Genomic DNA, 15125 nt, shown 5'->3' with positions numbered 1-15125 from the left:
ATCATAAATTATATATGAGTTTATCAACTACAAGTATAAAAAGACCTGTTTTAACCATTGTACTGAATTTATTAATTATACTTTTCGGTTTTATTGGTTATACTTTTTTAGGTGTTCGAGAATTTCCTTCGATTGATCCTGCACAGGTTTCCATTCGTACCAATTATACTGGTGCGAACTCTGATATTATTGAATCACAAATTACAGAACCTCTTGAAAAAGCAGTAAATGCAATTGATGGAATCCGAAATATTACTTCTTCTAGTAATCAAGGAAGCAGCAATATTACAATCGAATTTAACCTTGATAAAGATTTAGAAGAAGCGGCAAATGATGTTCGAGACAAAGTTTCTCAAGCTGTTAGAAGTTTACCACAAGATATTGATGCGCCACCTGTAGTCTCTAAAGCAGATGCAGATAGCGAATCTATTATTTCTATGACTGTACAAAGTGACACACGAAGTTCTTTAGAATTGAGTGACTATGCTGAAAATGTCATTTCGCAACGATTAGAAACCATTCCGGGCGTAAGTGCTGTACAAATTTGGGGACAAAAACGTTACGCTATGCGCTTATGGATCGATCCTGCAAAATTAGCAGCTTACGGCTGTACAGTTGCAGAAGTTCGTACGGCATTAAATGCTCAAAACGTTGAATTACCTTCAGGAAAATTAACGGGAAACAATACCGAATTAACGGTAAAAACAGTTGGAAATCTCTCTAAACCGGAAGAATTCAACAATATTATCATTCGTACAGATGGTGATAAAATTGTTCGCTTAAGTGATATTGGAGGAGCCGAATTAGGGCCAGAAAACATAGAGACTTCCTTAATGTCTTCTGGACTTCCAATGATTGGTATGGCAATTGTGCCAATGCCAGGAGCTAATTACTTAGATATTTCAACAGAATTTTACAAAAAATTCGAAGCTTTAAAAAAAGATTTACCAAAAGATATCAAACTAAACATTGCACTTGATAACACACGATTTGTTAAAAAATCTGTTTTAGAAGTTGCCGAAACTTTAGGAATTTCAATTATATTGGTAATTATTATTATTTATTTGTTTTTTAGAGACTGGGCAATTGCTTTCAGACCTTTAATTGATATTCCTGTATCATTAATTGCAACATTTTTCATTATGTGGCTTTTCGGTTTTTCAATTAATGTATTGACACTTTTAGCTATTGTACTCGCAACTGGTCTTGTGGTAGATGACGGAATCGTGGTGACTGAAAATATTTTCAAAAAAGTAGAAGAAGGAATGTCGCCTATTGAAGCAGCGATTAAAGGTTCTAACGAAATTTTTTATGCCGTAATTTCGATTTCAGTTACTCTTGCAGCAGTATTTTTACCTGTGATTTTCTTAGAAGGATTTGTCGGAAGGTTATTTAGGGAATTTGGAGTCGTCATTGGAGCTGCGGTATTAATTTCTGCCTTTGTTTCATTGACATTAACACCTATGCTAAATGCCTATTTGATGAAAGGCGGAGAACAAAAGAAATCGAAATTCTATATTAAAACTGAACCTTTCTTTGAAAAAATGAATAGCAGTTATGCTGAAGCCTTGTCAAAATTTATGGCAAAAAAATGGATAAGTTTCCCTATTCTAATTGCTTGTTTCGGAATCATTTATTTATTTTTCACGATCCTTCCGAAAGAGACTGCTCCTTATGACGACAGAAGCTCTGTAACAATGCGTATGACTACACCAGAAGGTTCTTCCTACGATTATACGTACCGCTTCATGCAGGAAATATCACAATTGGTTGATGATTCTATTCCAGAAAAAAAAGTAAGCTTAGTTATTACCGCCGGAGGTTCCGGAGGTTCTGCAACTAACTCAGGTTTCGTAAGGCTTTCACTCACAGAACCTGAAGAAAGAGACAGATCTCAAAAAGATATTGCCGATAAATTAAACAAATGGACAAAAAAATATCCTGATGCTAAAATTTCTGTAATTCAGCAGCCTACAATTGCAGTAAACAGACGTGGAGGTTTGCCAATTCAGTACATTATTCAGGCTCCAAATTTTGATAAATTAAGAGAAAAGATTCCGTTGTTTATGGCCGAAGTTGGAAAAAGCGACGTTTTTTCTACTACCGATGTCAATTTAAAATTCAATAAACCAGAGGTCAACGTAACAATTGACCGTGCAAAAGCAGAAAGTTTAGGAATTTCGATTTTAGATATTGCACAAACTTTACAGCTTTCTTTAAGCGGACAACGTTTTGGCTATTTCATCAAAAATGGAAAACAATATCAGGTAATTGGACAGTTCGATCAAAAAGACAGATCAAAACCATTGGATTTAACATCGATGTTCGTTAAAAACAAAAATGGCGAATTGATTCAGATGGATAACGTTGTAAAAGTTTACGAACAAAGTAATCCGCCGCAATTATACCACAACAACCGTTATATGTCAGCAACAGTTGCTGCTGGTTTAGCTCCTGGAAAAAGTATGGGCGACGGGATTAAAGAAATGGACCGTATTAAAGCTAAAGTTTTAGACGAAAGTTTCACTACCGATTTAGCTGGAGAATCTAGAGATTTCGTAGAAAGTAGTTCGAACACATCTTTCGCATTCGGATTAGCTTTGTTATTGATTTTCTTAATTCTTGCAGCACAGTTTGAAAGTTTTATAGATCCTTTTATTATCATTTTAACTGTTCCAATGGCAGTTGCAGGTGCGCTATTTTCATTGTGGCTATTCAATCAAACTTGGAATATCTTTAGTCAGATTGGTACAGTAATGTTAATTGGTCTGGTAACCAAAAATGGTATTTTGATTGTAGAATTTGCTAATCAGTTAAGAGAACAAGGAAAACCGAAATTAGAAGCTATTTTAGAAGCTTCAGAAGCACGTTTACGTCCAATTTTAATGACGAGTTTAGCCATTGCATTAGGAGCTCTTCCAATTGCTATGTCGTTAGGTGCTGCGTCAACTAGTAGAATTGGTATGGGAGTTGTAATTGTGGGAGGAACTATTTTCTCACTTGCACTGACACTTTTCGTAATTCCAGCAATTTATTTTATGTGGTCTAGAGCTAGAAAACATTATCCAGAATTTGATCATATCGACGAATACGAAAAAGAAAGTATAAAATAGAAACCTAAGAATCACGATTTTTACAAAATAAAACTCGTGATTCTCTGGTAAAAGAAAATAAATATGAATATCAAAAATATATACTTCACTTTACTAATTGTGTTCGCTTGCATTATTCAGGCAAATGCACAAGAAGTTCTAACTATAGAACAAGCGATGACCATCGCTTTAGAGAATAATTTTGAGATTAAAATAGCCAAAAATAATTCTAAAATAAACGAAACAAATGTTACAATTGGAAATGCAGGAATGCTACCAACTGCTACAGCTTCAATTGTTGACAACAATAACCTTACGAATTCTACTCAAGTTCGTCAAGATGGCACTTCAACTACATTAAATAATGCTAAAAACAATAGCTTAAATTATGGTGTAAGTTTAGGATGGACCGTTTTTGATGGAATGAAAATGTTCGCCAAATATGATCAATTGCAGGAACTTCAAAAATTAGGCGACGCAGAACTTAAAAGGACTATTTTAGTTAAAATCGGACAAGTAAACTCCGCTTATTATGATTTGGTTCAGCAACAATATCAATTAGCGGCTTTAGACACTACAATAGTAATTTCTAAACAAAGATTAACTTTGGCTCAGAATAGATTTAGCATTGGTAAAGCTTCTAAATTAGAAGTTTTAAACGCGCAAGTTGATTTAAATACGGATCAAGTAGCAATGCTAAGACAAAAAGAATCTTACGCAAATGCTAAAATTTTATTGAATCAATATTTAGCTCGAGATCCAAAAATTGATTTCAAAGTAACAAATGAAGTTACTGTTGATGATAAATTAGTTTTAGCTGATTTGATGGATCTGGCGCAAAAACAAAATCCTGCTTTAGAATCGCAAATTATAAACAAACGCATTGCTGAATTACAATTGAAACAAGTAAAAGCAGATCGTTATCCTACTCTAAGATTAACAACAGGTTATAATTTTGCCGAAAGCCAGTCAAGTTTAGGTTTTACAAGTGAAAATTCATCACGAGGTTTAAATTATGGATTTAATGCTTCTATGAATATTTTTGATGGTTTCAATCAGCATCGAAATGAAAAAGTGGCTAAAATGCAGATTGAGAATACGCAAATTGCCATAGAACAGCAAAATATGATTTTAAACACGCAATTGAGTACGGCTTTTCAAACGTATTTAACCAATTTAGAATTAATTGATTTAGAAGAAGATAACGAAGCTATAGCCAAACAAAATTTAGATATTACGCTTGATAAATTCAAAATCGGAACCATTACAACTTTAGATTTTAGAACGGCTCAGTTGAATTATGTCAATGCTAAAGTACGTTACAGCAATGCGCAATATGAGGCTAAATTATCTGAAATTGCACTAAAAGAACTAGCAGGAACTATTAATTTTTAGTCTGCTATACTCAATAAATTTCAACACATAGAAACATAGATTTAAAGCTTAAAAAAAAGGCGTTTCACTAATGCAGTTACACATAGCTATGTGTGTTTATGTAAGTGAAACGCCTTTTTGGCATCTACAAAAACTATGTCTTTATGTGTTGAAATATTTTTTCTTTCTACATCAAATTAGGTCAATTTTTAATTTAAATTTGTTTCAAAACAAACTTAAATGATTTCGTACAACACCAAAGATTGGTTTACTTTTATTTTTCATTTTCATAAATCAGATACCGTTCGCAAACTGTTTCCGATTATGATTGCCATCGGAATTTATTCTGCTGTTGTCGGTTATCTTGAAGTTGAATATTTTAAAGTCACAAAAAACGATTATATACACAACATTCCAATCATGCACGGAATGCTTGGTTTTGTTATCTCTCTTTTACTTGTTTTTAGAACTAACACGGCTTACGATCGCTGGTGGGAAGGAAGAAAACTTTGGGGCGGACTTGTAAATAACAGTCGTAATTTTGCCATTAAGCTTTCGGCAATTTTAAAAGATGAAAATGACAGAAAGTTTTTTAGAAAATACATTCCGATGTATGCTGATATTTTGCACAAACATTTAAAAGATGAAGAAACAAGCAAAATGCTTTTTGAAGATGTAGAATTAGAAATTGATCAGCATAAACACAAACCGAATCAGTTAAAAAGAATCATGTATCACAAAATCAATGATTTGTATGATGCAGGAAAAATTTCTGGCGATCAATTAATTACTTTAAATGATGAGTTGGTTGCTTTTACAGATATTTGTGGTGCTTGCGAACGTATTAAAAATACGCCTATTCCCTACTCTTACAGCGCTTTTATCAAAAAATTCATCTTTTTTTATACGATGACACTTCCATTTGGATATTCTGTAAGTTTAGGATATTTTGTTGCTCCAGTCGTAGTTTTTATATTTTACGTTTTGGCGAGTTTGGAGTTAATTGCCGAAGAAATCGAAGATCCATTTGGTGATGATGAAAATGATCTTCCAACCAAAAAAATCTCAGAAAATATCAAGAAACACGTTGAAGAACTGATTTAATAAAACGTTAAATCTAAGGTTTATATTCTATTTTTCATTAAATTTAAAGTCTTCACCAAAAACTTAAATTTCGATGAATAATCAGCGTTTTCTAGTTAATCCACTTCAATTATCACAAGAAAAATCATTGAAAACTCTTGTTGAGAATCGAACAATTTACAATTTGAATCATTGTGAATTAAATTTATTTGAAACGTACGAATCAACAAAAATGGTTCCTCTGAAATTTAATGATTTGGTTGTGACAAGTATGCTTCGCGGCAAAAAAGTCATGCACCTTTTTGATGATCCAGAATTTGAATATTTGCCTGGTGAAACTGTAATAGTTCCATCTAATGTAGAAATGAAAATTGATTTTCCTGAAGCTTCCAAAAATAATCCAACACAATGTTTGGCACTAGCCATTGATCAGTCTAAAATTACTGAAATTCTAAATTTCTTAAATGAACAATATCCAAAAGAAGGAAATAATATGTTCTGGCAACTAAATTATCAGAATTACTTCTTTTACAATAATGTCGAAATGGCAACGACAATCAATAAACTGATTAAAGAATGCATGAGCACTTCTGTAGCCAAAGATATTCTGGCCGATTTGACTTTAAAAGAATTACTAATCAGAATTATTCAAACGCAAACAGTAAAATCTTTAGATGAAGGAAAATTTATTGAAAATAGCAATCCGATAAAAGAAGTTACTGAATATATTAAACAAAATTTGAAAGAAAATATGAGTTTGAAATCGCTTAGCGAAAAAGCTTGTATGAGCACTACTTCTTTTTATCGTTTCTTTAAACGCGAACTCGGAATGAGTCCGATTGAATACATTTTGAACGAAAAAATAAAATGTGCTAAAAATCTATTAAGAAACCCAACGATTCAAATTAACGAAGTTTGTTATTTATCAGGTTTTGAAGATGCTAATTATTTCATACGATTGTTTAAAAAACACGAAGGAATTACGCCTAAGCAGTATCAGTTACTTTATATTAATTAGGTACAAAGGGACATAGGTTCATAGGTACAAAGGTTTATTTCTTTGTCAAAAATTCAATTTATAAAATATAATGTAAACTATAATGAAGGCTTTTTTTCTCATTACTTAAAACCTCTGCATCTTTGTAACTCTGAACCTTTGAGCCTTAAAAAAAAACTATTCAATCCTAAAAACCGGCTCCAAATCTTTCTCTTCTTCTGGTGTAAAAATTCTATATTCTATTTGAAATGTCTTTTTTAGTGGCGTTTCTAAAGAAAATCCTCCAACTCCAAAGGCATCAATTACGGTTAAAGTAAAATGAGCGTGTTTCCAATATTCGAATAAATCTTTGTCTACCCAAAATTCTACATCTTCTACAGTTCCGATACAAACATCTCCGGTTCTTTGGTAATAACCTCCTTTTTCAAAACATTGTGGCTGAGTGCCTTCGCAACAGCCTCCAGCTTGGTAAAACATTAAATCTCCATGTTTTTCTTTTAGAACTTTTATAAGTTCTACTGCTTTTTCTGTGGCATCTATACGTTTAATCATTGTTTTTCAATTAAAATTTAAAAAGCAGCAAATCCTATAAAGAAATTTACTGCTTTGAACATAACCAACTATTTATGTTTTATTTTCAATCAAAATTGCCTGGAGTTAGTTTGCTTAATGTCATTAAATTTTCATTTAACGCCCCATACATTTTGCTAACTTTTTCCGAAGAAATCTCCAGGTTTTTGATAGTTAGTCTTTAGAAAAATCCTAATTTCTTTTTGTCATAAGAAATCAGCATATTTTTAGTTTGACGATATTGACTCAACATCATTTTGTGATTTTCACGACCAATTCCAGATTGTTTGTAACCTCCAAACGGCGCGCCAGCTGGATAAGAATGATATTGATTAATCCAAACACGACCAGATTGAATTGCTCTCGGAACTTGATAAATTTCGTGTGCATCACGCGTCCAAACTCCTGCTCCTAAACCATACATCGTATCGTTTGCAATTTCGATAGCTTCTTCTGTAGTTTTAAAAGTTGTAACCGCCAAAACAGGTCCGAAAATTTCTTCTTGAAAGATTCTCATTTTGTTGTGTCCTTTAAATAAAGTTGGCTTGATGTAATAACCGCCTTCTAATTCTCCACCAAGTTTATTTTCGTCACCTCCAGTCAATAATTCTGCACCTTCTTCTTTACCAAGTTTAATATAAGACATGATTTTTTCTTTCTGAACAATCGAAGTCTGAGCGCCAATCATAGTCGATTTATCTAATGGATTTCCAGCAACAATTGCCTCAGTTCTTTCGATTACTTTCTTGATAAACTTATCGTAAATATCTTCGTGAATTAATAATCTTGACGGACAAGTACAAATTTCACCTTGATTTAAAGCGAATAAAACCGCACCTTCAACGGCTTTATCAAAGAAATCATCATCGTGATCTGCTACAGATGGGAAGAAAATATTTGGAGATTTCCCACCTAATTCTAAAGTAACAGGAATAATGTTTTCTGTTGCATATTGCATCACCAAACGTCCAGTTGTTGTAGAACCAGTAAATGCTGCTTTCGATACCTTTTTATTGGTTACTAACGGACGACCTAATTCGGCACCAAATCCGTTTACAATATTCAGAACTCCTGGAGGAAGAATATCTCCAATTAATTCCATTAAAACCATAATAGAAATTGGTGTACTTTCTGCTGGTTTCAAAACAATTGTATTTCCTGCGGCAAGCGCTGGAGCGATTTTCCAAACCGCCATTAAAATTGGAAAATTCCACGGAATAATTTGCGCTACAACTCCCAAAGGTTCGCTTAATGCTATAGAAACAGTTTGCGAATCTAATTCTGCAATCGAACTTTCTTCTGCGCGAATAACGCCTGCAAAATATCTAAAGTGATCAATTGCCAGCGGAATATCAGCGGCAAGTGTTTCTCGGATTGGTTTTCCATTATCTATCGTTTCAACCGTTGCGATATATTCTAAATTATCTTCAATTTTTTGTGCAATCTTATTTAATAAAATACTTCTTTCTGTTACAGAAGTTTTTCCCCATGTTTTAAATGCTTCATAAGCAGTATCAACAGCTAATTCTAAGTCTGCTTTTCCAGAATGTGCTGCTTTTGTAAACACTTTTCCGTCAATTGGAGAAACTACATCAAAGTATTCCCCTGTAATTGGTGCTACAAATTTTCCACCAATATAATTATCATATTGTGCCTTAAATTCAGGTCTTTTTGCTGTGGTGCTCATAATTTTCTTTTTTGATTTACTCCAAATTTAGTTTCATAAAAAGAAACAGAATAGCACTTTTCGTTCATCTTGTAGCACAAAAATTACACATTCGATTTTTTTAGTTAATTATAATATTTAATTAATAAAATTTTAATAGATAAATTATCAAAAACTTAGTTAATAGCATTTTATAGTCAAGAAAAAACACCAAGAAAAAACCAAATATTTTTTTTCCTACTCCACTCCGCAATCCTTATATTTGTAACCTTATTCAAGAATAAAAAAGTTACAATGAAAATATCTTACAACTGGTTAAAACAATTTATTAAAACAGATTGGACATCTGAACAGACTTCAGAATTACTTACAGATCTTGGTTTGGAAGTTGAAGTTGTCGAAAAATACCAATCTATAAAAGGAGGATTAGAAGGAGTTGTTGTTGGACACGTTCTTACTTGCGAAAAACACCCTGATGCCGATAGATTGAAAGTTACTACAGTTAATGTTGGTTTAGAAGCTCCTATACAAATTGTATGCGGTGCTGCAAACGTTGCTGCGGGACAAAAAGTACCAGTTGCTACAATCGGAACAATTTTATACGATAAAGATGGTGCAGAATTCACTATCAAAAAAGGAAAAATCCGCGGACAGGAAAGTCACGGAATGATTTGTGCTGAAGACGAATTAGGTTTAGGAACAAGCCACGACGGAATTATGGTTTTGGCCGAAGATTTAGTTCCTGGAACTCCTGCTTCTGAAGTTTTCCAAATTGCAAATGATGAAGTTTTCGAAATCGGATTGACACCAAACCGTGCCGATGCAATGAGTCATTTCGGAACAGCACGTGATTTAAGAGCTGGAATGTTGCAGCGTGGTGTAAATGTAGAATTGATTACGCCTTCTGTAAGCAATTTTAGAGTTGACATGCGTACGTTAAAAATTGACGTAAATGTTGAAGATTCTCATTTAGCGCCAAGATATTGCGGTGTAACTATTTCTGGAATTTCTGTTCACGAATCTCCAAACTGGTTAAAAGACCGTTTAAAAGCTATCGGACTAACTCCAAAAAATAATATTGTTGACGTTACTAATTACGTTTTACACGAATTAGGACAGCCTTTACACGCTTTTGACGCAGCAAAAATCAACGGGAAAATTATTGTAAAAACTGCTGAAGAAGGAACGAAATTCGTTACTCTTGATGATGTTGAAAGAACCCTTCATAAAGAAGATTTAATGATTTGTGATGAAAAAGGTCCGCTTTGTATTGCGGGTGTTTTTGGCGGAAAAAAATCTGGAGTTTCTGACGGAACAACAACTATTTTCTTAGAAAGTGCTTATTTTGATCCAGTTAGCATTCGTAAAACAGCAAAAAGACATCAATTGAGTACAGATGCTTCTTTTAGATTTGAAAGAGGAATTGATCCAACTATTACAGAATATGCTTTAAAACGTGCGGCACTTTTGATTCAAGAAGTTGCGGGTGGAAAAATCACTTCTGATGTTGTAGAAGTTTACCCTAAAAAAGTTGAAGATTTTTCTGTTTTATTGAATTTCAGCCATGTATCTAAAATTATCGGACAAGAAATTTCAAAAGACACCATCAAAAAAATCTTGGTTTCTCTTGATATTAAAGTAAATAGTGTTTCTGATTCTGGTTTAGGTCTAACAATTCCTGCTTATCGTGTAGATGTTCAGCGTGAAATTGACGTAATTGAAGAAATTCTAAGAGTTTACGGTTACAATAACATTAATTTCTCTAAGAAATTTAATGCGACAGTAGCAAATTCACCAAGAACAGAAGATTATAAAGTACAAAATACAATTGCTTCTCAATTGAATTCTCAAGGTTTCCACGAAATGATGGCGAATTCATTGACAACGGCTGCTTACGCAAAATTATCGACTTCGTTAAAAGAAGAACATAATGTTTCGATGTTGAATCCGTTGAGCAGTGATTTAGCAACTTTACGCCAGTCATTATTATTTTCTGGTTTAGAAGCTGTTTCTTATAACATTAATAGAAAAAATTCGGATTTAAAATTATTTGAATTCGGAAAAACATATCACAAATACTTAAACGGATTTGAAGAGCACAAACATCTTTCTTTATTGATTTCTGGAAACAGAAACAAAGAAAGCTGGACAAGCGCTCAAAAATCAACAGATTTCTTTTTATTGAAAGGATATGTAAAAGCGATTTTATCTCGTTTAGGAATTGAAAAAATTTCGAATGCGCCAGTTCAGTCTGATATTTTTTCTGAAGGAACTGCAATTAACTATAATAATGATATTTTGGTTGAAATGGGTGTTGTTAAAAAGCCTATTTTAAAGCATTTCGGTATTAAACAAGATGTATATTATGCTGATTTTAACTGGGATTTGGTTTTAAAAATCATTACAGGAAAAATTAAATATACTGAGATTCCTAAATATCCTGAAGTTCGTAGAGATTTAGCTTTATTAATTGATGAAAAAACAACTTACGAAAGTATTTTCAACTTGGCTAAACAAACAGAAAAATCACTTCTGAAAGACATTAATTTATTTGATGTTTATCAAGGTGATAAATTGCCAGAAGGAAAAAAATCATACGCATTAAGTTTTACTATTCAAGACAATAGCAAAACTTTAACGGATACTCAAATTGACAAAATCATGTCTAAATTGCAACAGACATTCGAAACTGAGCTTGGAGCTACATTGAGATAATATTTTTTGTTTCAGGTTTCAGGTTTCCTAACTTTGAACATAATTTTACCGCAAAGTTCGCAAAGTTTTTTTTACAAAGCTTTGCGAACTTTTTTTTACGTTTTAATTAAAAGCCTATATAGAAAAAACCTTGCGTTCTTTGCGTTAAAAACATATGCAAAGCAAAACTTGAAACCTGAAACTTGAAACAAATTTTCAACTAATCAAATACCTATTCCAAATATGATCGCCTAGTTTTTGAATTCCAGTTCCTAAATTTTCGGTTTCTAATTTGGCTCTAGAATTATCATCGAAAATCATTTCTAAAAACACCTTTCCGTTTTCTTCGCAGATATTCCATTTTCCATATTCTTTTGTAGACGATTGATTCGGAAGATAAAGTCCGCCGCCAGAAACGCTTCTAAACGATTCTCTGATATAAACCGCACTAAAATCTGGATATAAATAGATTTGATATTTTTCTTCTTCATACCAACCGCCACCAGAATAATCTCTATCGCTTTTGGCTTTTTCCAATTTCAAAACTTTGTTAGACAAAGAATTGATCATTTGATTTACTAAATAACTCATTTTTTTAATTGTTAATGGTTAATTGATAATTGATAATTGTTAATTATCTCGAGTATTTCTGATACGCTCTCATAAGCTTCTCATCGTATTTATTGGTTTTGTAGGCTGGACCGTTGTATTTTAAGGCGAAAGATGCCCAGTTTTTATTTCTTAAAATTCCAATTAAGTTGTTTTTTTCAAGAAATAATCCAAATGCTTTTAAATGTTCTCCTTCGTTTTGATTCATTTTTTCTACAAATTCGTCGATGCTTTTATAGCCGATTGAAGTTGCATTAAATCCCATAATTTGAAACAATCCCCATGAAGCTGAACTATTTGCTGCATCAATGAATCTTTTGTCTTGAGCTAAGTTTCTCGCCTTTTCTAAGCGAGTATATTCTGCCGTTCCGCCGACATAATATTTCTTAGTATATTTTTCGAACAGAATATCTTGCGTGTTCGAATTGATGTATGAATTCGGATTGATATTTCGCTTTTCAAGTTCGCGCCAGAAAATATGTCCTTCAAACAAAATCTTCGGTCTCCCATCAATTAAAAACCCTTTTCCGTTACTTTCTACTTCGTTTACAGCTTTTACAACAGCTAATTCTAAATTAAACTGCTTAGAAAAATCCATTAAATCTTGTTCAGAAAGCAACTTGCTATTGGAAAAAAAACCGTTTTTACTTTTTTCTAAAAGTGTCGACCAGGTTTTTAATCCAACAACACCATCAACAACAAGATTATTCTTTAATTGAAAATCTTTTACCGATTTATCAGTTGCTGTTCCAAAATAATCTGAAACAATTACATTGTATTTTAATTTAGCCAAAAGTTCATTTAAATAATAAACTTCTGGAGACTTTGCTCCTGCTTTTATTGTTTTCATTATTTTTTATTTATGATTATTATTGATGCTTTTGAGAAATCAAAAACATCGTTTTTAGTGCCAGTCAGATTATCATTTTTATCGAAATAATTGACTTTATAAGAAATCAAAGTATTATTTACAATTGTGTTTTTAATAATAAAATTGAATAAGATTGGAGTAGAAAATTCAGATTTCAAACGTTCAATCGTAAACTTACTTCCCGTTTCCTGGACGATTAATTCGATTGTAATTTTATTTGTCGTTGCGTTTTGACTTTTAATCTGAACTTGAATATATCTATTGTAAGATGTTGATTGCGAAACAATCTGAGTAAATTCTGAACTTATATTTTCTATATTTTCAAAATCAAAAAACACATTTTTCAATTCGCCAGAAACGTTCGGATTTAAAGCTAAATAATCCAGAAGTTTAATATCGTTACTAATTAGTTGCGGATAAGTTTTAAAAAAAGCACTATTTATGTAAGTCGAATTTTGATTGTTGACCAATAAAACCGAATTAAGTTTGCAATTTGAAATAGATTGATTTTCAATCTGGATTTTCTTTGCCGCATTATCAATTACCGCTTCTATAATTTCGCCAATTGTTTTTTCAATATTCAACTCGATTATACTAGAATCTTTAATTTCTTTATGCTGAAAATTAATGTTTGCATATTGCGAAATTGTATTATTTAAGGCATTAATCATGATGCTGGCTTCGGACAGATTTTCTGTAGAAAGATCAAAAAGAAAGTGTTTTCCGTCTGTAGAAATTTCAGATTGCTGTAAAAAATAATTCCCGCTTACGTCATACTCTGCACCGATGTCATTTGGAAACAAAAACTGTACTTTATCAAAATAATCAGTTGTATCTCCGTCAAGAAAATTATTCTGCAAAAGCGCAATTTTTAGTTTTGCGAGATCAAATTCTGAAAGATTAGGACCAATTGCAAACTGAAAACTTATTCTCGAAATCTCTTGTGCAGTTCCAGCGCCTTCTTCATAAGCATGAAAAATTGTTGAAATACAAGGCTTCATCGTGTTTAAATCTTTGGACAAACTATAAACTTTCGGAATCAGCAAAAAGGTATTTGGCTGAACCATAGATTTATAAATAGAAAGTCTACTAAAATTGAAACCCGCCACAAAAATCTGCTTGAACTGAGAAAAATCTTCATTTAGATTAAACGGAATATTTACAAATCCGCCTCCAATGGTTTTGTACAAACTTATGGTAGGATCTGCGCCAATCGGATAACTCAACGTTTTATTGATTTTTAAGAGAAAAGTGCTTTTTACATATTCTTCTTGAACATTACTTTTAATGCTGTTTTCTAACTGAATTCCTGATATAATAGTCTTAGGTGCCACTTTTGTCTGCAAATCTGTTCTAACCATTAACGGACTATTGATAAGCGTTGATTTGGGCTGTAAAGTGGTTTTAGTAACCGTCAGATCTTTCTTGATGATTTTGTCGCTTCTTAAAACAGCAATATCTCTCGCAAACAGAAAGTTTCTTTTTATCTTGGAATAACCTTTAAAATCGAAGAAAAGATCAATATTGCATTTGAGATCGTTTAGGTTTGAAACTAAATTTAGAAATGCAATTTTTACCGCTTCATCAATCAAATCAAACTGAATTTCTTGTGTTGCGGTATTAACAATTCCGTTTACTTTTATAAAATCAAGATTAACTTTAAGATTTAAAACAGCTTCTTTTAAGTTTAATGAAATACTTTTTTGATTGCTTTGTAAAGGCTTTTCTTTTATAATATATTTTAAAGTTACTTTTCCAAGAAGTCCGCCTTTATTTCCTGATTTATCTGGAATATTTTCATAATAAAAAACGGTTCCGTTATTGGGTGTAATTTCGACTTGCGGAAAAAACAATGTAATTTCGTTTTTGAAATAATCCTTAAAGTAATCATTTTCATTAATAGCTTTATCTCCTTCAATAAGAGGAAAATAATTTTCAACAAGAGGAAAAACCAAAATAGGTTTTATATCTATAGAATGAATAATTGGATGCTCAATAACTTTGAAATCATTTACTTTATTCATTGTCACCGCTGTAAATGCTGTACTTGGTTTAGCAGGCTCAAGATTGAATCTGTTTATAGGAACCAGTTTTGTTCCTTCGAGCTTAAATGTATTTAAATCTGGCATAACGTTCTGGTTTAATAATTAGGATTTGAAGAAACAAAAG

Annotated in this window: 10 protein-coding genes; 5 read left to right on the top strand and 5 right to left on the bottom strand. The window is 32.3% G+C overall.

Going from position 1 to position 15125, the window contains the following annotated elements; translation table 11 throughout:
- Window positions 1-14: 14 nt before the first annotated feature.
- The 4 genes from NYQ10_RS15825 (at window position 15) to NYQ10_RS15810 (ending at window position 6567) form a co-directional block, all read left to right on the top strand.
- Window positions 15-3113, top strand: a complete 3099-nt coding sequence (locus NYQ10_RS15825; protein WP_289877212.1) for an efflux RND transporter permease subunit — start codon at window positions 15-17, stop codon at window positions 3111-3113.
- A gap of 63 nt (window positions 3114-3176) precedes the next feature.
- Entirely contained in the window at window positions 3177-4487 is a 1311-nt protein-coding gene (locus tag NYQ10_RS15820) for a TolC family protein (protein WP_289877211.1), read from the top strand.
- Between the two features lie 219 nt (window positions 4488-4706).
- Entirely contained in the window at window positions 4707-5570 is an 864-nt protein-coding gene (locus NYQ10_RS15815) for a bestrophin family protein (RefSeq protein WP_289877210.1), read from the top strand.
- 73 nt (window positions 5571-5643) lie between these two features.
- Entirely contained in the window at window positions 5644-6567 is a 924-nt protein-coding gene (locus NYQ10_RS15810; RefSeq protein ID WP_289877209.1) for an AraC family transcriptional regulator, read from the top strand.
- A 156-nt stretch (window positions 6568-6723) separates the two neighbouring features.
- On the opposite strand, the gene NYQ10_RS15805 is transcribed toward NYQ10_RS15810, so the two are convergent.
- Together NYQ10_RS15805 and NYQ10_RS15800 are read right to left on the bottom strand one after the other, a co-directional pair.
- Window positions 6724-7098, bottom strand: coding sequence for a DUF779 domain-containing protein (locus tag NYQ10_RS15805; RefSeq protein WP_289877208.1), 375 nt, complete (start codon window positions 7096-7098; stop codon window positions 6724-6726).
- A gap of 199 nt (window positions 7099-7297) precedes the next feature.
- A complete protein-coding gene (locus NYQ10_RS15800; RefSeq protein ID WP_289877207.1) occupies window positions 7298-8803 on the bottom strand; it encodes an aldehyde dehydrogenase family protein in 1506 nt (501 codons plus the stop codon).
- 273 nt (window positions 8804-9076) lie between these two features.
- Between NYQ10_RS15800 and pheT the strand changes: the two genes are divergently transcribed.
- Window positions 9077-11497: a phenylalanine--tRNA ligase subunit beta gene (gene pheT, locus NYQ10_RS15795; RefSeq protein ID WP_289877206.1), complete on the top strand. Its 2421-nt coding sequence runs from the start codon at window positions 9077-9079 to the stop codon at window positions 11495-11497.
- Window positions 11498-11692: 195 nt separating this feature from the next.
- On the opposite strand, the gene NYQ10_RS15790 is transcribed toward pheT, so the two are convergent.
- Genes NYQ10_RS15790 through NYQ10_RS15780 form a run of 3 tightly spaced genes read right to left on the bottom strand, consistent with a single transcriptional unit; the run spans window position 11693 to window position 15085 of the window.
- Window positions 11693-12067 (bottom strand): hypothetical protein, encoded by a 375-nt coding sequence (locus NYQ10_RS15790; RefSeq protein WP_289877205.1) that lies wholly within the window; start codon window positions 12065-12067, stop codon window positions 11693-11695.
- A 43-nt stretch (window positions 12068-12110) separates the two neighbouring features.
- Complete coding sequence (locus NYQ10_RS15785; protein ID WP_289877204.1) at window positions 12111-12935, bottom strand: N-acetylmuramidase family protein; 825 nt, start codon at window positions 12933-12935, stop codon at window positions 12111-12113.
- The gene (locus NYQ10_RS15780) at window positions 12935-15085 is read right to left on the bottom strand and encodes a hypothetical protein (protein ID WP_289877203.1); all 2151 of its coding nucleotides are present in this window, start codon (window positions 15083-15085) and stop codon (window positions 12935-12937) included. Before NYQ10_RS15780 ends, NYQ10_RS15785 begins: the two co-directional genes overlap by 1 nt.
- Window positions 15086-15125 lie beyond the last annotated feature (40 nt).

Origin of the sequence: Flavobacterium johnsoniae (assembly GCF_030388325.1) — a bacterium.
Lineage (GTDB): Bacteria > Bacteroidota > Bacteroidia > Flavobacteriales > Flavobacteriaceae > Flavobacterium > Flavobacterium johnsoniae_C.
Note: the sequence above shows the minus strand (reverse complement) of the source record. Positions and strands in the feature narration are given on the sequence as shown.